At 72.6% G+C, this 22171-nt stretch carries 23 protein-coding genes; 14 read left to right on the top strand and 9 right to left on the bottom strand.

The window, feature by feature from the left end:
* Window positions 1–20 precede the first annotated feature (20 nt).
* The 4 genes from ACQUQ1_RS09820 to ACQUQ1_RS09805 all read left to right on the top strand — a co-directional run bounded on the left by ACQUQ1_RS09820 (window position 21) and on the right by ACQUQ1_RS09805 (window position 3745).
* Window positions 21–455 (top strand): DUF5791 family protein, encoded by a 435-nt coding sequence (locus tag ACQUQ1_RS09820; RefSeq protein ID WP_435064100.1) that lies wholly within the window; start codon window positions 21–23, stop codon window positions 453–455.
* A 9-nt stretch (window positions 456–464) separates the two neighbouring features.
* Window positions 465–1355, top strand: coding sequence for an SDR family oxidoreductase (locus tag ACQUQ1_RS09815; protein ID WP_435064099.1), 891 nt, complete (start codon window positions 465–467; stop codon window positions 1353–1355).
* 42 nt (window positions 1356–1397) lie between these two features.
* The gene (locus ACQUQ1_RS09810; protein WP_435064098.1) at window positions 1398–2564 is read left to right on the top strand and encodes a DHH family phosphoesterase; all 1167 of its coding nucleotides are present in this window, start codon (window positions 1398–1400) and stop codon (window positions 2562–2564) included.
* An 80-nt stretch (window positions 2565–2644) separates the two neighbouring features.
* On the top strand, window positions 2645–3745 hold the full coding sequence (locus tag ACQUQ1_RS09805) for an aldo/keto reductase (protein ID WP_435064097.1): 1101 nt from the start codon (window positions 2645–2647) through the stop codon (window positions 3743–3745).
* A gap of 214 nt (window positions 3746–3959) precedes the next feature.
* On the opposite strand, the gene ACQUQ1_RS09800 is transcribed toward ACQUQ1_RS09805, so the two are convergent.
* Window positions 3960–4130, bottom strand: a complete 171-nt coding sequence (locus ACQUQ1_RS09800; protein WP_435064096.1) for an HVO_0758 family zinc finger protein — start codon at window positions 4128–4130, stop codon at window positions 3960–3962.
* A 107-nt stretch (window positions 4131–4237) separates the two neighbouring features.
* Here ACQUQ1_RS09800 and ACQUQ1_RS09795 point away from each other — a divergent pair, with 107 nt between their 5' ends.
* Window positions 4238–5413: an MFS transporter gene (locus ACQUQ1_RS09795; protein WP_435064095.1), complete on the top strand. Its 1176-nt coding sequence runs from the start codon at window positions 4238–4240 to the stop codon at window positions 5411–5413.
* Between the two features lie 102 nt (window positions 5414–5515).
* Window positions 5516–6376: a VOC family protein gene (locus ACQUQ1_RS09790; protein ID WP_435064094.1), complete on the top strand. Its 861-nt coding sequence runs from the start codon at window positions 5516–5518 to the stop codon at window positions 6374–6376.
* Between the two features lie 203 nt (window positions 6377–6579).
* On the opposite strand, the gene metG is transcribed toward ACQUQ1_RS09790, so the two are convergent.
* Window positions 6580–8682, bottom strand: coding sequence for a methionine--tRNA ligase (gene metG / locus ACQUQ1_RS09785; protein WP_435064093.1), 2103 nt, complete (start codon window positions 8680–8682; stop codon window positions 6580–6582).
* Between the two features lie 300 nt (window positions 8683–8982).
* On the opposite strand from metG, the gene ACQUQ1_RS09780 reads away from it, so the two are divergent.
* The 4 genes from ACQUQ1_RS09780 to ACQUQ1_RS09765 all read left to right on the top strand — a co-directional run bounded on the left by ACQUQ1_RS09780 (window position 8983) and on the right by ACQUQ1_RS09765 (window position 11520).
* Window positions 8983–9483, top strand: a complete 501-nt coding sequence (locus ACQUQ1_RS09780; protein ID WP_435064092.1) for a YbaK/EbsC family protein — start codon at window positions 8983–8985, stop codon at window positions 9481–9483.
* An 84-nt stretch (window positions 9484–9567) separates the two neighbouring features.
* A complete protein-coding gene (locus ACQUQ1_RS09775; RefSeq protein WP_435064091.1) occupies window positions 9568–9879 on the top strand; it encodes a hypothetical protein in 312 nt (103 codons plus the stop codon).
* An 80-nt stretch (window positions 9880–9959) separates the two neighbouring features.
* Window positions 9960–10307, top strand: coding sequence for a winged helix-turn-helix transcriptional regulator (locus tag ACQUQ1_RS09770; RefSeq protein ID WP_435064090.1), 348 nt, complete (start codon window positions 9960–9962; stop codon window positions 10305–10307).
* A gap of 97 nt (window positions 10308–10404) precedes the next feature.
* The gene (locus tag ACQUQ1_RS09765) at window positions 10405–11520 is read left to right on the top strand and encodes a DNA-methyltransferase (protein ID WP_435064089.1); all 1116 of its coding nucleotides are present in this window, start codon (window positions 10405–10407) and stop codon (window positions 11518–11520) included.
* A 14-nt stretch (window positions 11521–11534) separates the two neighbouring features.
* Here ACQUQ1_RS09765 and ACQUQ1_RS09760 read toward each other — a convergent pair whose 3' ends face one another.
* The 3 genes from ACQUQ1_RS09760 to ppsA all read right to left on the bottom strand — a co-directional run bounded on the left by ACQUQ1_RS09760 (window position 11535) and on the right by ppsA (window position 15885).
* Window positions 11535–12083: a YqaA family protein gene (locus tag ACQUQ1_RS09760; RefSeq protein ID WP_435064130.1), complete on the bottom strand. Its 549-nt coding sequence runs from the start codon at window positions 12081–12083 to the stop codon at window positions 11535–11537.
* 219 nt (window positions 12084–12302) lie between these two features.
* On the bottom strand, window positions 12303–13454 hold the full coding sequence (mfnA, locus tag ACQUQ1_RS09755) for a tyrosine decarboxylase MfnA (protein ID WP_435064088.1): 1152 nt from the start codon (window positions 13452–13454) through the stop codon (window positions 12303–12305).
* A gap of 85 nt (window positions 13455–13539) precedes the next feature.
* Entirely contained in the window at window positions 13540–15885 is a 2346-nt protein-coding gene (gene ppsA, locus ACQUQ1_RS09750) for a phosphoenolpyruvate synthase (protein ID WP_435064087.1), read from the bottom strand.
* Window positions 15886–16054: 169 nt separating this feature from the next.
* On the opposite strand from ppsA, the gene ACQUQ1_RS09745 reads away from it, so the two are divergent.
* Window positions 16055–16570: a hypothetical protein gene (locus tag ACQUQ1_RS09745; RefSeq protein ID WP_435064086.1), complete on the top strand. Its 516-nt coding sequence runs from the start codon at window positions 16055–16057 to the stop codon at window positions 16568–16570.
* A gap of 90 nt (window positions 16571–16660) precedes the next feature.
* On the opposite strand, the gene ACQUQ1_RS09740 is transcribed toward ACQUQ1_RS09745, so the two are convergent.
* Both ACQUQ1_RS09740 and ACQUQ1_RS09735 read right to left on the bottom strand, forming a co-directional pair.
* On the bottom strand, window positions 16661–17644 hold the full coding sequence (locus ACQUQ1_RS09740) for a PhzF family phenazine biosynthesis protein (protein ID WP_435064085.1): 984 nt from the start codon (window positions 17642–17644) through the stop codon (window positions 16661–16663).
* A 189-nt stretch (window positions 17645–17833) separates the two neighbouring features.
* Window positions 17834–18343 (bottom strand): nucleoside deaminase, encoded by a 510-nt coding sequence (locus tag ACQUQ1_RS09735; protein WP_435064084.1) that lies wholly within the window; start codon window positions 18341–18343, stop codon window positions 17834–17836.
* A gap of 211 nt (window positions 18344–18554) precedes the next feature.
* On the opposite strand from ACQUQ1_RS09735, the gene ACQUQ1_RS09730 reads away from it, so the two are divergent.
* Together ACQUQ1_RS09730 and ACQUQ1_RS09725 are read left to right on the top strand one after the other, a co-directional pair.
* The gene (locus ACQUQ1_RS09730; protein ID WP_435064083.1) at window positions 18555–19052 is read left to right on the top strand and encodes an NYN domain-containing protein; all 498 of its coding nucleotides are present in this window, start codon (window positions 18555–18557) and stop codon (window positions 19050–19052) included.
* Window positions 19049–19522: a PUA domain-containing protein gene (locus tag ACQUQ1_RS09725; protein ID WP_435064082.1), complete on the top strand. Its 474-nt coding sequence runs from the start codon at window positions 19049–19051 to the stop codon at window positions 19520–19522. Before ACQUQ1_RS09730 ends, ACQUQ1_RS09725 begins: the two co-directional genes overlap by 4 nt.
* Before the next feature lie 189 nt (window positions 19523–19711).
* Here the strand turns inward: ACQUQ1_RS09725 and ACQUQ1_RS09720 are convergent, their stop codons facing one another.
* Both ACQUQ1_RS09720 and ACQUQ1_RS09715 read right to left on the bottom strand, forming a co-directional pair.
* Window positions 19712–20587 (bottom strand): presenilin family intramembrane aspartyl protease PSH, encoded by an 876-nt coding sequence (locus ACQUQ1_RS09720; protein WP_435064081.1) that lies wholly within the window; start codon window positions 20585–20587, stop codon window positions 19712–19714.
* Window positions 20584–21507: a presenilin family intramembrane aspartyl protease PSH gene (locus tag ACQUQ1_RS09715; RefSeq protein WP_435064080.1), complete on the bottom strand. Its 924-nt coding sequence runs from the start codon at window positions 21505–21507 to the stop codon at window positions 20584–20586. The genes ACQUQ1_RS09720 and ACQUQ1_RS09715 overlap by 4 nt, the downstream gene beginning before the upstream one ends.
* A gap of 312 nt (window positions 21508–21819) precedes the next feature.
* On the opposite strand from ACQUQ1_RS09715, the gene ACQUQ1_RS09710 reads away from it, so the two are divergent.
* Window positions 21820–22149, top strand: a complete 330-nt coding sequence (locus ACQUQ1_RS09710; RefSeq protein ID WP_435064079.1) for a DUF7518 family protein — start codon at window positions 21820–21822, stop codon at window positions 22147–22149.
* Window positions 22150–22171: the final 22 nt, after the last annotated feature.

Here is a 22171-nt window from a genome sequence, read left to right as displayed (position 1 = left end):
GCGCGGCGGGGAGGAGAGGTATGCTCTACGACGCCCTCGCGGACCCCGACGGGGCGACGCCGGCGGACCTGCTGGACGCCTACGCGGCTGAGCTGTCGGCGGCCGTCGGCGACGACGACCCCGCGGCGGTCGCCGAGGAGACCGGCGTCGACGAGGCCGTCGTCGCGGCGATGGCCGACGGCGACGCGGACGCGCTCGCGGACGTCCGTCTCACCGACGCCGCGGCGGTGCTGGAACGGTCGGCGGAGGTCCCCGCCCACGACATCGACCACGAGGTGCGCGACCACCTGATGATGGAGATGGTGACGGCCATCCTCGACGTGGACACGATCGCCGCCGAGATCGAGTCCGACCTCACCGGTCAGGAGGTCCAGCAGGCGCTGGAGGGCCGTACGAGGCTGACGCTCGGCGAACTGGCCGACATTCACGCGCTCCTGATCGAACGGAGTCCCTGATCGCCCGCCATGCACGTCACGATCGTCGGCTGCGGCTACGTCGGCCTCGAACTGGCGCGACAGCTCCGCGAACGCGACCACGCGGTCGCCGGGGTCCGTCGCTCGGACTCGGGGCTCGAAGCCGTCGAGGAGGTCGGCGCCGAGGCCGTCGACGCCGACGCGACCGAGCCGTCCTCGCTGGCCGCGCTCCCCGACACGGACGCCGTCGTGTTCGCGGCCAGCTCCGGCGGGCGCGGCGCCGACGCCGCCCGCGAGGTGTACGTCGAGGGGCTGACGAACGTGATCCGCGAGTACGGCGGGCGCGCCGACCCGCCCGAACGCCTCGTCTACACGTCGAGCACCGGGGTCTACGGCGACCACGGGGGCGACTGGGTCGACGAGGGGACGCCGTTGGACCCGACGACCGACAAGACGCGCGTCCTCGCGGAGGCCGAGCGCGTCGCCCGCGAGGTCGCCGAAGACTACGGGATCGACGGGACCGTCGCGCGCTACGCCGGCCTGTACGGCCCCGACCGCTACCGGCTGGAGCGGTACGTCGAGGGGCCGGTCACCGAGGGCTACCTGAACATGGTCCACCGCGACGACGCCGCCGGAGCGGTGCGGTTCCTCCTGGAGCGGGACCTCGCTCGCGGGGAGGTCGTGCTCGTCGTCGACGACGAGCCGGTCGACAAGTGGACGTTCGCCGACTGGCTCGCCGACGAGTGCGGCGTCGAGCGGCCGGAGAAGCGGACGAAGGCGGAACGGATCGCCGAGGGCGACCTCTCGGCGGCCGCCCGGCGACGCATCGAGACGAGCAAGCGGTGCTCGAACGGCAAGCTCCGCGGGCTGGGATACGACCTCAGCTATCCGACGTTTCGCGAGGGGTACCGGGACGCCGTCGAGCGGTTCCGCGGCGAGTGAAACGTCTGCCATCTTCATATGTGGGGACATGCAAGCGCCGCTATGGCACAGGTGGGTGCGCGGGCGTTCCAGCAGGGGTGGGACGCGATCGAGGCGAACCCGCGGCTGGTCGTCGCCGTCGCCGGGGGCGCGCTCGCGCTCGTCGCGGCGCTGGCGCTGTACCGACGGCTCCGCCGCTCGCCCGGCGAGCGCTTCCGCGCGCTCCTCGCGGGGCGTGACTCAGTCGCCGTCCTCCTGCATCCCAACCCCGACTCGGACGCGATGGCGGCCGGGATGGCCGTCGCCGAACTGGCCCGCAGCGTCGACACCGACGCGGTGCTCCAGTACTCTGGACAGGTCCGCAGACAGGAGAACCGCGCGTTCAGGACGGTCCTCGATCTGGAACTCGACCGGATCGACCACGTCTCGGACCTGGCCTCGGAGGCGGTCGTCCTCGTCGACCACAACGAGGCGCGCGGGTTCGCGGGCGCCGACGGCGTCCTCCCGTTCGCGGTCGTCGACCACCACCCGGGCGAGGGGAGCGGCGAGGCGTACACCGACGTTCGGACCGACTACGGCGCCGCAGCGAGCATCCTCGCGGAGTACTTCCGCGACACCGGCGCGACGCCCGTGCCGCCGGACGCCCACGAGTCGGAGGTGACGGGAGCGACCCTGTCGACGCGGACCGCGACCGGCCTGCTGTACGGCGTGATCTCCGACACGAACCGCCTGACTCGGGGCGCCTCCGCGGCGGACTTCTCGGCCGGCGCGTACCTCCACCCCGGCGTCGACGAGGACAACCTCGAACGCATCGCCGATCCGGCAGTGAGCACGGAGGCGCTGGACGTGAAGGCCCGCGCCATCGCCGGCCGCGACGTCCGCGGGTGCTTCGCCGTCAGCGACGTGGGCGCCGTCTCGAACGTCGACGCCATCCCGCAGGCGGCCGACGAGCTCGTCGGCCTGGAGGGCGTGACGGCGGTCGTCGTCCTCGGGGAGAAGGACGGCACGATCCACCTGTCGGGGCGCTCGCGGGACGACCGGGTACACATGGGCCGGGCGCTCGACGCCGCCGTCGGCGACGTGCCGGACGCGTCCGCCGGCGGCCACGCCCGCATGGGCGGCGGACAGATCGGCCCGCAGGTCTCCGCGGACGGCAGCGAGGAGGTCCCCGTCGTCGGCCGCGAGGAACTCCTCGACCGCCTGTTCGACGCGATGGACGGCGAGCGGTAGGTCGCGAGGGCGGCCCGGGCCGACGACTGTCACGCCCGGGGAGCGGCAGCCCTTTTCCCGTCCGCGCCGCAGTCGCCGACATGGCCACCTCGAGCGGGACGTGGGGGTACCGCGACCGCTTCGGCGACTCCTTCGGGCGGACCTACTTCCGCCGGTTCGGGCCGGGCGTCGTCTCCAGCGTCGGCGTCGGCACCTACCTCGGCGACCCGACCGACGGGGTCGACGACCGCTACCGCGAGGCGATGACGGCCGCGCTCGACTCGGGCGTCAACCTCGTCGACACCGCGAGCAACTACCGCTGCGGGCGCTCCGAGCGGGTGGTCTGCGAGGCGCTCCGGCGCGCAGAGGTCGACCGCGACGCCGTCGTGGTCGCCAGCAAGGCCGGCTTTCTCCCGTTCGACGGGGACCGCCCCGACGACCCCGCCCGCTACGTCCGCGAGGAGTTCCTCGACCCGGGCCTCGTCGACCCCGCGGACCTGGCGCGCGGGAGCCACTGCATCGCGCCCCGCTTCCTCGACGCGATGCTCGACCGCTCGCTGAGGGCCGTCGGCGTCGAGACGCTCGACTGTTACTACGTCCACAACCCCGAGACGCAACTGGCGACCCGCGACCGCGCGTCCGTGTACGACCAGTTGGAGGCCGCCTTCGAGACGCTGGAGCGTCGGCGGGCCGCCGGCGACCTGGGCGTCTACGGCGTCGCGACGTGGGAGGCGTTCCGCGTCCCACCGGACCACGACGCCCATCTCGACCTCGCGGCGGTGCTCGACCGGGCACGGACGGCGGCCGACGCCGTCGGCGTCGACGACCACGGCCTCCGGGCGGTCCAGCTCCCGTTCAACGTCCGGATGGCCGACGCGTTCACGGTCGCCGCCCACGACGCCGACGGGGCGGACGGCCCCCTCACCGCGCTGGAGTTCTGCCATCGGGAGGGGATCTCGGTGTTCGCCTCCGCCAGCCTCGGCCAGGGCGACCTGACCGAACCGGGCGCTATCCCCGCGGACGTGGACGCCAGACTGGAGGGTGACACCCCCGCCCAGCGGGCGCTCAACTTCGCCCGGTCCGCGCCGGCGGTGACGGCCGCGCTCGTCGGGTGTAGTCGCGTCGAACACCTCCGTGAGAACGTCGCCGCCGGGACGTTCGACCCGCTCGGCGCCTCGGCGTTCGACGCCGTCTTCGAGTAGGGGCGTCCTACCGGTCCGGCGGCCGCCCCCGACGTTCCGAGAAACCGAGCGACGCGAGCGGGTATCGGAGCGACCCGCCGCCGCGCGAGGGGGCGCCACCGATCCGCTCGCGAGGAGTCACCCTCGACGCGTGCGGGAGGGCCCGGGCTGTCGGTCGTCGCGGCCGGAGAACGGGTCGGGAGCGGGAGGGGCTCGGTCGGTCGCGTCGGCGCGCTCAGCGGAGTTCCTTCCACTCGCGACCGCAGTCGGGGCAGGTCCGGATCGCGTACACCTCGTCGGGGGGGTTCTCCTTCGCCAGGGTCTCGCCGCACTCGACGCACTTGACCCGCTCGTAGTTGTCCTTCTCCAGTTCTCCCTCTCGGAGCCCCTTCCGTGTGGATTTCACGCTCGCCCGTACTCGCGTGGGGCACAAAAACACGGCGTTGCGTGGGAACCGGGCGCACGTCGGACGCGAGTCGGAAGGCTTGACTCCGCCCGCGGGGAACGCCGGGTGTGTCACGGGGACGGCTGTTCGGGACGCTGTGCGGGGCGGTGTTCCTCGTCAACATGGCGCGGGTGGTGTTCGCGCCGCTGCTGTCGGAGTTCATCGACACGTTCGCCATCGGCGAGGCCACCGCGGGACTGCTCGTCTCGCTCGTGTGGGTCGGCAGCGCCGCCCCGCGCCTCCCGGTGGGCTGGCTCCTCACGCGCGTCCCGCGCCACTACGTCGTGATCGCGGCGGGCGTGGTGCTCACGCTCGCGTCGACGTTCGCGACGGTCGCCCCGAACGTGGACGTGCTGATGCTCGCGGCGGTCGGGATGGGGCTCGCGTCCGGCGTCTACTTCATCGCGGGCAACACGCTCGTCTCGGAACTGTTCCCCCGGACGGTCGGCCGCGTCATGGGCATCCACGGGACGGCGAGCCAACTGGCCGCAGTCTCCGCCGCCCCGTTCGTCACGGTCGCGCTCGGCCTCGGCATCGAAGCCGCGGCCGGTTGGCGCGCCGTCTTCGCGGTCATGGCCGTCGCCGCGGCCGTCGTCACCGCCGCGGTGGTCGTCGCCGCCCGCGGCGCGGACCTGCCGGAAGCGGGCGCCGAGGACCGCGACCTGCTTGGCGCGGCCGTAACCGAGTGGCGCACCATCGCGACCGGCGTGCTGATCCTCGGGGTCACGGGCTTCGTCTGGCAGGGCGTCTTCAACTTCTACGAACTGTACATGCTCGACAAGGGGCTCGCGCCGAACGTCGCGCGCAACGCCCTCACCGTCGTGTTCGGCGCGGGCGTCCCCGCGTTCCTCGTCTCGGGTCGCCTCGCGGACCGCCTGCCCCACGTGCCGTACCTCCTGGGCGTGCTCGCGGCGTTCGTCGCGTGCCTGTTCGCGCTCGTGTCCGTCTCCGGGCTCGTCCCGCTGCTCGTCGTCTCGGCGGTGACGGGGTACGTCATCCACTCGCTGTTCCCCGCGATGGACACGTACCTGCTCGACACGCTCCCGGACGCGACCCGCGGCTCGGCGTACGCCGTCTACTCGGCGTCGATGATGCTCGTGCAGGCCGGGGGGTCCTCGGTCGTCGGGGCGCTCCGGGGCGCGGGGCTCGGCTACGACGCCGTCTTCGGCGCGGCCGCGGGCGGACTCGCCGTGCTGCTCGTCGGGATGGTGCTCGCGCACCGCGCGTCGTGGCTTCCGGAGTGACGACGCGGCCCGTCGGGGGGACCGAGCGCCGAGCGACCCGCGATACCGGCCGAACGGTACCCCACCGCCACCGATTTCTCCCGTCGGAGACGGAGGTTACGTATGGCACGCACCCGGCTCTCTGACGGGACGCGCATCGGCCGAGTCGCCCTGACGGTGACCGACCTCGACGCCGTGGTCCCGTTCTATCGCGACGTGGTCGGCCTGCGCGTCCGCGAGCGCGACGCCGACCGCGCGGTCCTCGGAACCGACGGGGAGGACCTGCTGGTTCTCGACGTCGACCCGGCGGCGGGGCCACGACCCGCGGACGCCGCCGGCCTGTTCCACACCGCCTTCCGCGTCCCGTCGCGCGCCGCGCTCGGCGACGCCCTCGCCCGCGTCGACGCCGGCGACCACGGCCTCACGGGTGCCTCCGATCACCTGGTCAGCGAGGCCCTCTACCTCCGGGACCCGGAGGGCAACGGCGTCGAGGTGTACCGCGACCGCCCCCGCGAGGAGTGGCCCGGGACCGGCGACCGCGTGGAGATGGACACGCTCCCGCTCGACCTGGACGCGCTCCGGGCGGACCGCGCGGGCGACGCGGACGACCCCGGCGACTCGGTCCCGGCCGGGACGGCGGTCGGGCACGTCCACCTCGAAGTGACGGACCTCCACGCGGCGGAGGCGTTCTACGTCGACGCGCTCGGGTTCGACGTGCGCCAGCGGTGGGACGCGGACGCGCTGTTCGTCGCCGCCGGCGGCTACCACCACCACGTCGGCCTCAACACGTGGAACCGGCGGGGCGCCCGGGCGTCGGGGCGGGGGCTCGCGGAGTTCGAGGTACTCGTCCCCGACGGGGACGCCCTCGAGGCGGTTCGGGAGCGACTCGCCGAGGCGGGTGTGACCGTCACCGACGACGGTGAAGCGGTGGCGGTCGACGACCCGGACGGGATCGGGGTTCGGATCGCGACGGAGTCGGACTGACCCGAGGGCTCAGTTGTCGACGCGGGCCGGGCCGCTCGTTCTCGCCTGCCGTGTCCGCGAACTTCGCATGAACGGGCGTGACCGCCTGATCCGGAGGATTTGATATCGCGGTATCCGATGTATGGGCGGGATCGAGCGAGGGCTGCTCGGCGGGGGAGACAGCGACGAGCGGGCGAAAACGCGGGGACGGAGACGCGTGAGGGCTACCGGACCTTCGTCCCGAGCGGCGCGTCGCCGTGGGTGGTCAGCAGGTCGGCGTCCTCGCCGGCCGCCAGCACCATGCCGTTCGACTCGACGCCGAACAGCTCCGCCTTCTCCAGGTTCGCGACGATGACGACGCGCGTTCCGGGGAGGCTCTCGACGTCGTGGAGCTGTTTCAGGCCGGCGACGATCTGGCGCTCCTCGACGCCGATGTCGACGGTGAGCTTCACGAGTTCGTCGGCGCCCTCGATCCCCACGGCGTCGACGATCTCGCCGACGCGGAGGTCGAGCTCCTGGAACTCCTCGAAGCCGATCCGGTCTTCCGAGACGGGCGGGAGGTCGGTCACGTCTCCCCCGTCGTCGGGCTCGGCGTCATCGGTTTCGGTCCCGGCACCGTCGTCCGCCGCCGCGGCCGCCTCCGCGACGCGGGACTCGAGCTTCTCGTTGAGCTCCTCGACGCGCTCGTCCTCGATCTTCTCGTACAGCTCGTCGGGCGCGCCGATGTCCCGGGGCGGCGCCGCGAGGGCGGCGTCGGTCGTCACGTCGTGAACCGAGCCGTCCTCGTTCAGTTGGCCCCACAGCTCCTCGCTGGTCCCCGGCGCGACCGGCTCGAAGAGGACGGCGACGGCCTTGGCGATCTGGACGCAGTCGCGGATCACCTGCGCGGCGGCCTCGTCGTCCTCGCCGAGGAGGTTCCACGGCTCCTCGCGCTGGATGTACTCGTTGCCGAAGCGGGCAAGCTCGACGGTCGCGGTGCCGACCTCCCTGACGGAGTAGTCGTTCACCCCGGCGCGGAAGTCGTCGATCGCCTCCCCGATCCGGGCCTCGACCTCCTCGCTGACCTCCGCCTCGGGCGTCCCCTCGAAGTTGCGGTGTGCGAACAGCAGCGAGCGGTAGACGAAGTTGCCGACCGTGCCGACGAGTTCGTTGTTGACGCGGTCGCGGAACTTCTCCCACGAGAAGTCGACGTCCTGCTGGAAGCCGCCGTTGGTCGCGAGGTAGTAGCGCAGGAGGTCCGGGTGGAACCCCTCGTCGAGGTACTCCCGGGCCCACACCGCGCGGTCGCGCGAGGTCGAGAAGCCCTTCCCGTCGAGGGTCATGAAGCCGCTGGCCATGACGGCGCGGGGCTCCTGGAAGCCCGCGACGTGGAGCATCGCGGGCCAGAAGATGGTGTGGTGCTGGATGATGTCCCGGCCGATCACGTGGACGATGTCGCCGTCCTCGCGCCACGCCTCCTCCCAGTCGTACTCGTCGGCGCCGACGCGGTCGGTGTACTGCTTCGTCGAGGCGACGTACTCGATGGGCGCGTCGACCCAGACGTACAGCACCAGGTCCTCCTCCCCGGGGTAGTCGAACCCCCAGTCGAGGTCGCGCGTGATGCACCAGTCCTGAAGGCCGTCCTCCAACCACTGACGGGGCTGGTTCCGGGCGTTGCTGGTGCCCTCCAGGCGGTCGAGGAAGCCGTCGAGGTAGTCGGCGAGCTCGGAGACGCGGAAGAACTTGTGCGTGCGGTCGCGGTACTCCGCGGGGTTGCCGCTGATCGTCGAGACGGGGTCCTCGATCTCGCCGGGTTCGAGGTGTCGCCCGCAGCCCTCGTCGCACTCGTCCCCGCGGGCGTGCGCGCCGCAGTAGGGACAGGTCCCCTCGACGTATCGGTCCGGGAGGGGCTGCTCGTCGACGGGGTCCCACGCGACCTTGATGTCCTTCTCGTAGACGTACCCCTCCTCCTCCAGGCGTTCGACGATCTCGTAGGTGAGTTCGCGGTTCGCGTCGTCGTGCGTGTGGCCGTAGTTGTCGAAGTCGACGTCGAACTTCGGGAACGTCTCCTCGTACTGTTCGTGCCACTCCAGGGCGAACGCCTCCGGGTCGATGTCCTCCTCGATCGCCTGGACGGCGATCGGGGTGCCGTGCATGTCGGACCCGCAGACGAAGGCCGTCCGTTGGCCGAGCGATTCCAGCGCCCGCGAGTAGACGTCGCCGCCGACGTACGTGCGGAGGTGGCCGATGTGCAGGTCGCCGTTGGCGTACGGCAGCCCGCACGTCACCACCGCCGGCGCGTCCGTCGGGAACGCCTCGCGGGACTCGTCGGTGTGTTCGCTGCTCATGGATGTCGTGTCGTGCATGCGGGCCTAAAGCCCGCCGAAACGGGCGAACGCTCCCCGCCCGTGGGCGTCGTCAGTCCCCCGACGGCGCGCCGGAGTTCACGCCGCCGCCGACGCGACCCCGTTACGGGCCGCGAGGGCGGCGGGCGCTCCACCCGGCGCTACAGGACTCGCGCATGCGCATCGGGGACGCCGGGACCGTCATCGACCGACAGTCCGTTCCCGGGGAACTTCCCTCTGGCGGTCGTGCGGATCGGTGTCGGCTCCCGTAGGTACTTGCCCCTCGACGGGTTCCGGCGTGGTATGCACGCAAGCGCAGCGCGGTTCGCCGAGCGCGCCCGCGAGGAGTACGGCTTCGAGGCGGAGATCGAGGAGTTCCCCGAGGGGACCAAGACGGCGGTCGACGCGGCAGAGGCGGTGGGCTGTTCGGTCGGCCAGATCGTCAAGAGCATCGTCCTCGTCGCGGAGGACGGCGTCGCAGAAGCGGACGACGACGGCTGCGATGTCGTGGTCGTGCTCACCGCCGGAGACAACCGCGTCGACACCGAGGCGCTCGCGTCCGAACTCGGCGCGGAAACGGTGCGAACCGCGAACCCGGAGGAGGTGAAGGACGCGACCGGGTGGAGCATCGGCGGCGTCCCGCCGTTCTGTCACGAGCGGAGCGTGCCGACCTACCTCGACGAGTCGCTGCGTACCCACGACCGGATCTGGGCCGCCGCCGGGACGCCGGACGCGGTGTTCGAGCTCTCTCCCGACGACCTGCGGCGGATCGCGGACCCGGAGCCGACGGCGGCGTTCGAGTGAGGTAAACCCGATAGCGCGATACGGAATCCCGGGGGCCGGCGACGAGTCGAACCGTTGAACCCCGACCGCGTCCTCCCGACAGGTATGACCCTCATCGAGTCGCTCCCGCCCCGTCCGCTCCGGTCGGCCGAACTGGAGGCGCTCCGCGAGGCCGACAGCGTCACCGAGGCGGCGCCGCTGGGAGTCGATGACGACGCCGTCCGCGCGCTCGCCGTCCAGGCGGGCGAGACCATCCACGGCCTCGGCCACGACCCCGACGAGGGCTGGACCGTGGTGGAGAGCCGCGAGGCCGGCGACCCCGAGGACCTGGCGGCCGTCCGCGACGCCCTCAAGACCTGGGAGGCCCGACGGGCGGCCGTCGGCGATCAACCCGAGGGGGCCGACCTCGACGAGTGATATCCCCGTGACACGTGGTTGTCGTTCGTAACCCGGTTCGGATACGAACTACTATACGTCGTGACGGCGTACGGTGGCCCATGGCAGTCGAAGAGGCGCAGGCGACGGAGTCGCTCGACGCGGGGCCGTGCCCCATCGTCGACGCGCTCGAACAGGTCGGGTCGAAGTGGCGACTGGTCGTGCTCCACGACCTGCAGGACGGCGAGAAGCGGTTCAACGAGCTGAAGCGCTCCACCGACGCGAGCGCGCGGACGCTCTCTCGCGTGCTCGACGACCTCCGCGAGATGGACTTCGTGCAGAAGCGGATGGAGCCGGACTCCCCGGTGGCGACGTACTACTCGCTGTCGCCGAAGGGGGAGTCGCTGTCGCCGGTGTTCCGGGAGGTCGAGGCGTGGGCCGGCGAGTGGCTCGAGAGCTGCGCCGAGTAGGCGCTCCCGACGGACCGGGAGCCGACGGTCCCCGACCGGCGCCCGCGAACCGCCGGGGTTTATTCGCCCGCCCGCCCCGGGCCGAACCGATGCAGCGATGAGCGGCGACGGCGACCCGGCGGCGGGCACGCCCGGCGTCGACGCGACGTTCGAGACCGAGCACGCGGCGACCGTCGGCGACGCGCGGGCGCTCCCGCTCCCGGACGACAGCGTCGAACTCGTCGTCACCTCGCCGCCGTACCCGATGGTCGAGCAGTGGGACGACCTGTTCGCGGACCTCGACCCCGCCGTCGCGGCGGCGCTCGACCGTGCCGCCGACGGCGACGACACGGCCGCCGAGCGCGCGTTCGAGGCGATGCACGACGTTCTCGCGCCCGCCTGGGACGAACTCGCCCGGGTCCTCACGCCGGGCGGCGTCGCCTGCGTCAACGTCGGCGACGCGACGCGCTCGGCCGGCGGACGCTTCCGGCTGTGGGACAACGCGACGCGGGTCGCCGACGCGCTCGACGGCGCGGGGCTCGACCGCCTGCCCGGGGTGCTGTGGCGAAAGCCGACCAACGCGCCGACGAAGTTCATGGGCAGCGGCACCCTCCCGCCGAACGCCTACGTCACGCTCGAACACGAGCACGTCCTCGTCTTCCGCAACGGGAGCCGCCGGTCGTTCGACGCCGGCGACCCAGCCCGGTACGCCTCGGCGTACTTCTGGGAGGAGCGCAACCGCTGGTTCTCCGACACCTGGAGCGACCTCCGCGGGGCCGAGCAGGCGCTCGGCGAGTCAGCACCCCGCGAGCGGTCGGCGGCGTACCCGCTGGAGCTGCCGTACCGCCTGGTGTGCATGTACTCGGCGTACGGCGACAGGGTGCTCGACCCGTTCTGGGGGACGGGGACGACGATGCTGGCGGCGATGGCCGCCGGCCGCGACTCCGTCGGCGTCGAGCGCGACCCGGGGTTCCTCGCGTCCTTCCGCGACCGCGTCGGCGACGCGCCCGCGCTGTCGCGCGAGCGCGGCCGGCGCAGGCTCCGCGAACACCGGGAGTTCCTCGCCGGCCGTGACGGGGAGCCGGCGTACGAGGCGACCCACTACGACTTCCCGGTGGTGACGAAGGCGGAACGGGACGTCCGGGTGTACGAGGCGGCGTCGGTCCGGGAGACCGCCACGGGCTACCGCGTGCGCCACGAGCACCTCGACCCGCCGGGCGAGGGTCCGGAGTGACGTGACCCCTCGGCTCAGAAGAACCCGAGCGTGTACGACCCGGCGCCGAACAGCCCGAGCGTGACGAGGAGCCGTCCGACGCTGCCGACGAACGTCGCGAGCGCGAACCGCCAGTAGTCGCGCTCCAGCACGGCGAACGCGTAGATGGAGATGGTGTCCGGGAAGAAGGGGACCGACAGCGCCAGCGCGAGCCCCGCGTAGCCGTACTTGCGCGCGAGTTCGGCGGTCGTGGTCTCGGACCACTCGATCACGTCGAAGCGGGACCGGCGGAGCCACCGGATGATCGGGCCTGACTGCTTCGCCTCCTGGCCGATGTGGAACGCGAACACCGAGCCCGCGGCCTTCCCCAGGCCCGAAGCCAGCATGATCAGCGAGAGCTTGGCCCACTGCGGCAGCCCGAGGTCGAGCGGCGCGAGCAGCACCACCTCGCTCACGCCGGGCAGGGCGAACGCGATCAGGAACGAGTAGACGAAGACGATCCCCAGCCCCGTCCAGCCGGTCGCCGTCTCGACGAGTCGGGTGAGCCAGCCGAAGTCGGGCCACCACCCCGGCTCGGAGAACAGCGGGAGCGCGGCCTCCGCGAGGCCCGACGCGACGGCGCCGAGGGGGAACGCGACGAGGTCGGCGGGCGCGGCCGTCGAGAGCGCGAGCGAGGCGGGGACCAGCGTCACGTTCGAACCCCGGTGGTACCGCAGAATAAGTCCGGTGGTTCCCGGCGAGGATTCCAGTCGGGGCGGTGAGTCGTCGAAACCGTCGACCGCCTCACGTCGCCGGCGGCCTCGTCACGACAGGTCGTCCACGTCGTCCAGAAACGCCGCCAGCGACTCCCGGGTGACGTGCGGCATGACCACGACGCGCGCCTCCCCGGCTGTCGTCCGCGAGAGCCGCCACCCGCGTCCGCGGAGGGTCTCGAAGTCGTCCGTCGGCAGGTCGAACGCGACCAGCGGCAGTTCCGGGTCGACCACGCGGAGCCCGCGGCCGCGGAGTTCGTCCGCGAACCACGTCGCCAGGTCCATCGCCCGCCCGTACTCCTCGCGGTAGCCGTCGGGCCACAGCGCGTCCATCGCGGCGGCCGCCGAGGCGACGCCCGCCCCCGAGCGCGTCCCCGTCAGGCTCGCCTGCGAGGCGGTCTCCAGATACGGCGTCTCGACCGCCAGCGCGTCCAGCGCCGCGCGGTCGCGCGCGAGCAGGCCGCCCGCGGGCACCGCCGCCCGGCCGACCTTGTGGGGGTCGATCGTGACGGTGTCGACGCCGTCCACCGCGAACCCCCACTCGTGTCCGGAGAACGGGAGGTAGAAGCCGCCCCACGCGGCGTCGACGTGGAGCGGGACGCCGGCGTCGGCCGCGATGTCGGCCAGCGCGGGGACCGGGTCGACGCGGCCGTACTCGGTGGAGCCGGCGACGGCGACGACGAGCGCCGCGTCCTCGTCGAGGGCGGCCGCGACGGCGTCCACGTCCGCCCGGCCGTCGTCGTCGGTGGGGACCGTCCGGAGGTCCACGTCGAGCACCGCGGCGGCCTTGTGGAAGCTGAAGTGGGCCGACTCGGGGGCGACGACGGCCGGGTCGGCGGCGTCGGAGCGGTCGCGCGCCGAGCGCACCGCCTGCACGTTGGACTCCGTGCCCCCGCTGGTGACGTAGCCGTGCGCGGAGAGCGCATCGGCGGCGCCGTCGGGGGCGTCGGCGGCCCCGGATCCGGCGCCGCCCGCGTCGCCGGCGTCGCCGCCGAGCGCGTCCGCGAGCCCGGTCACCGCCGCGAGGCCGGCGACCGCCTCCGCCTCCAGGTCGGCGACGGCGCCGTAGGTCGCGGGGTCGCCGGGGTTCGAGGGGAGGTAGCGCTCGGCCGCACGCCGGGCCGCCGGGTGCGGCTCGGTACACATCGAGGAGAGCACCCGGTCGAACGACTGCGGGCGCCGGTCGTCCACGGGCGACTGCATTGGCGAAGGGAGGAACCGAGCGGGAGTTAGGGGTTGCGCTTTCCGGTTCCGGGTCCGAGTCCGGTTCGGGGTGTGCCGGGTCCGGTCAGCGCACGTCGTCGAGGATGAGCTTCTGCTCGGTACGTTTGACCTCGTGTTGCACGTCGCGGACGGCGTCGATGTTGGCGGAGATGCTCGTGACGCCCTGCTCGACGAGGAAGTCGACCATCCGCGGCTTCGAGCCGGCCTGCCCGCAGATGCTCGTGTCCACGTCCAGCTCGCGGCACGTCTCGATGACGTCGCCGATGAGCGTCAGCACCGCCGGGTGGAGCTCGTCGAAGCGCCCGGCGACGTTGCCGTTGTTGCGGTCGACCGCGAGCGTGTACTGCGTCAGGTCGTTCGTCCCGAAGGAGGCGAAGTCGATGCCGCACGCGGCCAGCTCCTCGATGGCGAGCGCGCTCGCGGGCGTCTCGATCATCACGCCCCAACGGCGCTTCTGGGGGTCGATGCCGACCGCCTCCATGTGCCGCTTCGCCGCCTCCACGTCGGCGGCGTCGTTGACGAGCGGGAGCATCAGCTCGACGTTGTCGTACCCCATCTCGTAGAGGCGCTTGAACGCCGTCAGCTCCTGGCGGAACACGTCCGTCTTATCGAGCGAGCGACGGATCCCCCGCCACCCCATCATCGGGTTGTGTTCGTCGGGCTCGCTCTCGCCGCCCTCCAGCTCGCGGAACTCGTCGGTTGGCGCGTCGAGCGTCCGCGCGCGGACTGGCCGAGGGTAGAACTCCTCGGCGACCTCGCGGATGCCGTCGACCAGTTCCTCGACGTACGCGTCGGCGCCGTTGTCGGCGATGTACTTCTCGGGGGTGACGCCCAGCGACAGCACCATGTGCTCGATGCGGAGGAGCCCGACGCCGTCGGCGCCGGTGGCGGCCGCGCGCTCGGCCGCCTCCGGGATGGAGACGTTCACCTTCACCTCCGTGGCGGTCATCGGCTTGACCGGCGTCTCGGGGCGGACCGCCTCGACGGGCTCGTACTCGTCCTCCTCGTCCCCGGCGGCGCGGCCCTGCCTGATCGTCCCCTTGTCGCCGTCGAGGGTGACGACCTGGCCGTCCGAGAGGACGCTCGTCGCCGACCCGGTGCCGACGACCGCCGGGACGCCCAGCTCCCGGGAGACGATGGCGGCGTGGCTCGTCATGCCGCCCTCGTCGGTGACGATGCCGACGGCGCGCTTCATCGCGGGCACCATGTCCGGCATCGTCATCTCGGTGACGATCACGTCGCCCTCGGCCACCTGGTCGAGGTGATCGAGCTTCGTTACGATGCGAACCTCGCCGGAAACGACCCCGGGCGAGGCGCCGAGCCCCCGGAGCAGCACCTCGTCGTCGTCGCCGCCGTCGGTTCCCGTCGCCGTCGCGCCGGCGGCGGCCTCCGCGTCCGACCCCCCGTTCGTGACGCTCTCGCGCTCCGTGTCGGCCGGGTTCGTCCCCGTGCCGCCTGTCGAGTCGGAGATGGTCGTGATCGGCCGGGACTGGAGCATGTACACCTCGCCGTCGTAGACGGCCCACTCCACGTCCTGGGGGTCGCCGTAGTGGTCCTCGACCCGGCGACCGAGCTCGACGAGCCGCTCGATCTCGCCGTCCGTAAGCACGCGCTGCTCGCGCCGCTCGTCGGCCACCTCGCGCTCGACGGTCTCGCCCGTCTCGGGGTCCTTCTCCATCAGGATCTTCTTGTCCGCGACGGTCACCTCCTCGACGGACGCCGTCTCGCGGTCGACGACGTAGTTGTCGGGGGAGACGGAGCCGGAGACGACCGCCTCGCCGAGGCCCCACGCCGCCTCGATGATGATCTCGGGCTCCCCGGTGGACGGGTGGGAGGTGAACATCACGCCGGACTTCTCGGCGTCGACCATCCGCTGGACGACGACCGCGATGTCGACCTCGCTGTGGGGGAAGCCCTTGCGCTGGCGGTAGTAGATGGCGCGCTGGGAGAACAGCGACGCCCAGCACTCCTTCACCCGTTCGAGCAGGGCCTCCTCGCGGACGTTGAGGAACGTCTCCTGCTGGCCGGCGAAGGAGGCGTCCGGGAGGTCCTCGGCGGTCGCCGACGAGCGCACGGCGACGAACGCCTCCTCGCCGTCGCCCATCGTCCGGTAGGCGTCGAGGATCTCCGCGCGGACCGACTCCGGCAGCTCGGTGCCGAGGATCAGGTCGCGGGCCGTCTGCTCGGCCGCCCGCAGCTCCGCGGAGTCCTCGGGGTCGATGTCCATGGCGGCGAACAGCTCCTCGTCGATGCCCGCCTCCTCGATGAAGGTGCGGTACGTCCCCGCGGTGACGACGAACCCCGGCGGCACCGGCAGCCCCGCGGCGGTCAGCTCACCGAGCGAGGCGCCCTTCCCGCCGACGGTGTCCAGGTCGTCGGCGGAGACGTCGTCCAGCCAAAGTACAGCCATTTCGTACGAGGAGGGACCGAGGACGTGACCAAGAAGGTTCCGACCGACGCAAGGGTGGAAAAATCGGTACTCGCGATCGAGTACCTCTCGACGACCCCGCCGGCCTCCCGGTGTTCGCACGCCTCCCCCGGATCGTGTGGTTTTCACCGTCCGCACGCCGACGGCCGGTATGGCAGACGCGTCCGCCGCGCCCGATGACCCCCCCGAGGAGCCGTACCTTGCCGCGGCCGCCGCCGATCGCTGGGACGTGCTCCGGTACGAGGACGACGGCGGCCCGGTCCACCGGGTCGTCCCGGCGGGCGCGGGGTCGTCGGTGGTCACCACCTACGAGCGGCGCGCGCGCTCGCGGCGGCGGATCGTGCTCGCGCTCGTCCCGCTGTCGGCGGTCGGCCTGCCGGCGGCGGGATGGCTGCTGGCGGACGCGCACGGGCTCGCGGTCGGCGCCGTCGCCGCGGCGATCACCGCCGCGATCGTCGTCCGCCGACACGTCGGCGAGGACGCGGACGACCGGACGGACGTCCCCACGGTCGTCGACACCAGCGTCGACGCTCCGACGGCCAGATCGTACGGGCTGGAGAACGGCGAGGTGATCGACGACGCGGAGGCGTACCTGGCGGCGAACCCGGACGCGACGCCGGAGCGGTCCCCCGAGGACGCGCTGGCGGCGGCTCGGCGGCGGTCCTGAGGGACGTGTACCGGTTTTCTGCAATAACAACGCGAGATCGAAACCGACAGACTGCGATACAGATCGGGGATACCGATCCCAGGCAGGCCGTCAGGCCTCGATTATCTCGTCGTCGTCGCTCGCGGGGACGCGGACCGTCCCCTCGAAGGACGTGACCGCGTCGCCGCCGACGGCCGGGTTCGCCCCGGTCGCGCGGACGCGGACTTTGCCGGGCCGGTCGACGTAGTGGCCCTGCTCGAACACCATCTCCTCGGGCGTCCCCGTCGACTCGCCCGGGCCGGCCGGGGTACCGGGCGCCTCGCTCGCGTCGCCGCCGCTGAAGGCGGCGAAGTGGTCGAGGTAGGCGCCGCAGGCGCCGCTGGCCGTCCCCGTCACCGGGTCCTCGTCGATGCCGCTCCCGGGGACGAAACACCGCCCGTGGAGCGTCGACTCGCGGTCGAGCGCGTCGAACGTGAACGCGTAGACGCCGGCGGCGTCGTGCTCGTCCGCGAGCGCCTCGACCGCGCCGAAGTCCGGGTCCATGTCCCCGAGGTGTTCGAGGAAGTTCACGGGGACGACGAGGAACGGGAGTCCGGAGGTCGCGTACGCGACGGGGAGGTCCGCGCCCACGTCGCGGAAGGCGTTGTCGTCGACGCCGAGCACGTCGCCGAGGCGGTCGTAGTCGACCTCGACCTCGTACACGGTCGGCGCGTTCTGGGTCATCCAGACGCGGCCCTCCTCGGTCACCTCGACCTCGATGACGCTCACGTTCGTCTCCAGCGAGTGCGTGCCGGCGTCGATGGCGCCCGTCTCGAACAGGCGCGCGTGGGCGGCGACGGTCGCGTGGCCGCACAGGTCCACCTCGGTCGTCGGCGAGAAGTAGCGCAGGCGACGCTCGGCCTCCCCGGAGGGGCGGACGAACGCCGTCTCGCTGGCGCCCAGTTCGCGGGCGACGGCCCGCATCTGGTCCTCGTCGAGGCCCGCGGCGTCCGCGACGACGCCCGCGACGTTGCCCGCGAGGGGGTCGGTCGTGAACGCGTCCACGAGCGCGGCGTCCCGGCGGTCGACGCTCGCCGTCTCGGTCGGGTCGGTCATCGCGTTCCCCTCGGCCGCCCCGCGACTAAACATCCGAGGGTTCCGGCGACGGGTCGCTCCCCGGGGTGCACGCGCGGGTCGCGGCCGCACGCGCGATTCCCCGGCGGAGTTCCCCGCCCCGTCGAACTCCCCCGTCCCGTCAGAGTCCTCCGATACCCGGCGGAGTCCTGCGATCCCGAACCGGTCCGGTCACTCGCCGGTGACGCCCCCGTAGTTCCGGTGGACTGCGTCGCCCTCGGCGGGCAGTACCGGGCCGGCGGCGACGACGTCGCTGCCCAGCCGCTCGTACACCTCGCTCGACGGCAGGTGCGAGTCGCGTCCGTACAGCTCCGCCCCGCGCTCGGCGGAGGTGGAGTGGACGACCGCGCCCAGGGCGACGTGGGCGATGCCGCCGGCGCACATCGGACACGGCTCGGTGCTGGTGTACATGATCAGGTCCGCGCGCTGGGCGGGCGAGAACTCCCGGGCGGCCCGGTGTGCGAGGGTCAGTTCCGGGTGGCGGCGAACGTCGTTCTCGGTGTTCACGGCGTTGCGCTCCTCCATGACGATGTCCCCGTCCGCCGCCCGGACGAGCAGCGACCCGTACGGGTCGTCCCCCCGCTCGGCCGCGCCCCGCGCCAGTTCCAGGCTCTCGCGGACGTACTCCTCGTGGTCCAGGTCGGCGAACCGCTCCGGCAGTCGCTCCGTCGACGACTCCATACCCGCTGTTCGGCGGCCGAGTCCCTGTAGCTACCGGCGCAGGAATCGTCCTCCCGCCCGACACCCGGTTCGCCGACACCTCCGCTCGGAGTTTCTCCGATTCGGACCGCAGTCCTGTGGTTTCTCGCGTTCCACCCCGCCGGCCGGGTCCTTGCCGACGGGGATGGCGTCGCCCCGACACGACTAAACGGCCCGTCCGTCACGGTCAGATATGACCGAGATACACGAGGGACAACGAGTGGCCGTGTTGGCCGACTCGCAGAACCTCTATCACTCCGCACAGAGCGTCTACTCCCGCAACATCGACTACTCGAAGATGCTGGAGAAGGCCGTGATGGGCCGCCAGCTCACCCGCGCCATCGCGTACGTCATCCGCGCGGACTCCCCGGAGGAGGAGTCGTTCTTCGAGGCGCTGCGCGACATCGGGTTCGAGACGAAGATCAAGGACATCAAGACGTTCGGCGACGGGAGCAAGAAGGCCGACTGGGACGTCGGGATCAGCCTCGACGCCGTCACCCTCGCGGACCACGTGGACACGATGGTGCTGTGTACGGGCGACGGCGACTTCTCCCGGCTGTGCTCGCACCTCCGCCACGAGGGCGTCCGCGTCGAGGTCGTCGCGTTCGAGGAATCGGCCGCGGCCGAGCTGAAGGAGGCGGCCGACTCCTTCGTCGACATGAGCGAGCGCGAGGACACGTTCCTGCTATGAGCGGCGACGCGACCCTCGCGGACCTCAGGGTCGTCGCGGACTACCAGTTCGGCGCCGGCGCCGGCGACGCGCTGTTCCCTCCCGGGGAGGACGTGACGGTCCGGCGCTCCACGAGCGGGCGCCCCCGGCAGGTCACCTGCGACGCCGGCCGGATCGTCTCCTACGGCACCGACGGACGGTTCACCCTCGGCGTCGAGGGCGGTCGCCGGCTCCGCTCCGTCCTGCCGCACCCCGAATACAGCGTCGTCGTCGGCGACGAGTCGGCGCCGTTCGTGCGCGACGGGAAGAACGTGTTCGCGAAGTTCGTGAGCGAGGTGGGCGGGGCGGTCCGCCCGCGCGACGAGGTGGTCGTCGTCCACGGGGACGGGACCGTCCTCGCGGTCGGACGGGCGGAACTGGCGGCCGCGGAGATGCGCGACTTCTCGACCGGGATGGCGGTGAAGGTGCGGTCGGGCGCCGGCCCGGAGTAGCGTACCCGGCGCCCGGGGGTGAGGTGGGGGTGGGGGTGGGGGTGCCCGCGTCCCCCGATCGGGGGCGGGATGGCGACCCAAGCACGCGGGTCCCCCACGTCCGGCGGTCGGGAGACGAACGGAATAAGACTGTCGGCGAAACCGCCGGCGGGCGGCGCGGATCGGAGGCCGAAACGGGTCGGACCCGGGCTACCAGAGCGGCGCCCCGATCGCCCACCCGATCAGCGCCCCGCCGTTGACGAACGGGAGCCCCGCGTGGATGCCGCGCCGCCGGTGGACGAACACCTGGAGCGCGGCGAGGCCGACGAGCGACCCGAGCAGGGGCGCGAGCGGGGCGAGCGTCCCGGGCGACGCGACGGCGACGCTGGCGGTCAGCATCGCGGGGAACAGCGCGTCGCCCGCACCCAGCACCGTCGCCGCGGGGCGGCCGCCGCCGGCGACGCGGAGTTCGCCGTCGTCGTACCCGTCGTCCGTCGGGACGACGAACATCGACGGGATCCGGAGGTCGGCGCTCGCGTCGGCCAACTCGCCCATGTGACCCGAGCCGTAGACTGCGTAGACGTCGTAGCCCGCGGCGACCACGAGCGCCCAGGCGGCGTAGACGGGCGCGAGGCTCGCCCCGAACAGGCCGGCGCCGCCGGCGACGCCCACGGCGGCGGCGGTGTTGCGGACGGCGGGCCGGGGGACGCGCCACGCGAGCAGCGCGCCGGCGACGGCCGCGACGGCGCCGACGACCGAGCCGAGGAACGGCGAGAGTGCGAACCACTGTGCCGTCGCCAGCGACACGAACATCGCCCCGCGAACGAGGCGTCGGCTCGCGCCGTGTCGAACGACCGCCAGCGAGAGGGCGGTCCCGACGACGAGGCCGAGCACCAGCGGGACGAGCGCGTCGCCGCCGTCGCCGTAGCTGACGCCGGAGCCGGCGAGCCGCGGGGTGACCGCGAGCGCGAGCAGTTGGACCGCCAGGAACAGCGCGCCGACGCCGAGGGCGCCGCGGACGCGCGGGTCCGCGAGCGGGCCGGACCGTCGCCCGGCGCGTCCCGGGGCGCCGCCGCGCTCGCTCACAGGTACGCCGCGACGCCCAGCGCCCGCGCCAGCGGGACGCCCGCCAGCAGCGACCCGAGGAGGTAGCCGCCGATGGCGCCGCCGTTGAGCAGCGGGAGCCCCGCGTGGGGACGCCCCTTCAGGACCATCCGGAGCAGGACGGCGAGGCCGAGGAACGTCCCGACGATGGCCAGGAGCGTGGGCAGGCCCATCGCGGGGACCACCGGGAGCCCGAAGGCGGGCGCGGGAGACCAGAACGCCGCCGAGGCGGCCATCACCGCCGGCATCACCGCGTCGCCGAGGCCGATGAAGAACACGTCGCGCTCGTCCCGGTCGGCCCCCTCGGTCGCGCCCTCGGTCGACCCCTCCGCGAGCAGCGAGTACGACCACTCCAGCGGGATGACGAGCACGACGGGGACGTTGAGGTCGAGCACGCCCTCCGCGAGGTCGAGCATGTGCTCGGTGCCGTACACCGAGACGGCGTCGTACACGGCCAGCACCGTCAGGAGGACGATGGCCGGGAGGAGGCCGAACGAGATACCGAACAGCCCCGCGGCGCCCGCGCCCATGAGGGCGCCGGCGGCGTCGATGACGTACCACTCGGGGTACGCCAGGAGCGCGACGGCGACGAGCGCCGCGGCCGCCAGCGCCGCGACCCCGGGGAGGAACACCGAGAACACGTACCACGACAGCAGCCCCGAGGCCCCGACGACGACGAGCCGGATCGCCCAGTCGAAGTCGTACTTGAACGCCGCGAGCATCAGCGCCGTGACGACGAGGATGGCCCCGACGTACAGCGCGGAGTTAGTCGGGTTCTGCGGGTCCTCGACCGTCTGGTAGCCGGCCGCCTCGAAGGTGGGCGCCAGCGAGACGGCGCCGACGTGGACGACGAGGAACAGCAGTCCCGCGAGGAGGGCGCCGCGCGCCGCACGTGTGTTCATCGCCACTGGGTTGCGCCGGCCGGCGTTTGGTGGTTGTGGTTCCGGACGACCCGACGGGCTGTCGCGCCGACCCGCCTGCCCGACGCGCGGGGGTCGCCCCGGAGAGCGGGCTCCCCGGGGCGGCATGCGGGCCCGCGAGAGTCGGTCGATCCGCCCGCCGCGATTCGGTATAGCGGTCACTGATTTACGGAACCGGCGAAGTCGTCCGGCGATTGAACGCCTGATACGTTCGAATTCGGACGACTCGGGCCGTCTCGGGAGTCATCCGTCCGTCTGACGCGGGTTTATACGGATGCGGCCACGTCTCCGTGTATGGGAAATCGGGTGGACGACCTGGAGACGCAGGTCGCTGAGCTACAGGCCGCAGTCGACGGCCTCACCGAGGAGTTGGTCGAGGCGAAGGAACGCATCTCGCAGTTGGAGCAGTCCACGTCGGTGGAGGAGCCCTCCGCGGAGGACCACAACCCGAACGCGGAGTTCGTGCCGAACGAGTCCGCGACGCAGGACGTGACCGACGACGACACGGCCGTGTCCGACGAGGAGGACGACGCCCAGAAGGCCGCCCGCGGCACCGAGGGCTCGGCCGCCGAGGAGTCCGAGTCCTCGTCGGACGACGACTCCGACGACATCATCGTCGCGTAAGCGAACCCCGGGCGCCCCCCGG

Origin of the sequence: Halobaculum sp. EA56 (assembly GCF_051195075.1) — an archaeon.
GTDB lineage: Archaea > Halobacteriota > Halobacteria > Halobacteriales > Haloferacaceae > Halobaculum.
Note: the sequence above shows the minus strand (reverse complement) of the source record. Positions and strands in the feature narration are given on the sequence as shown.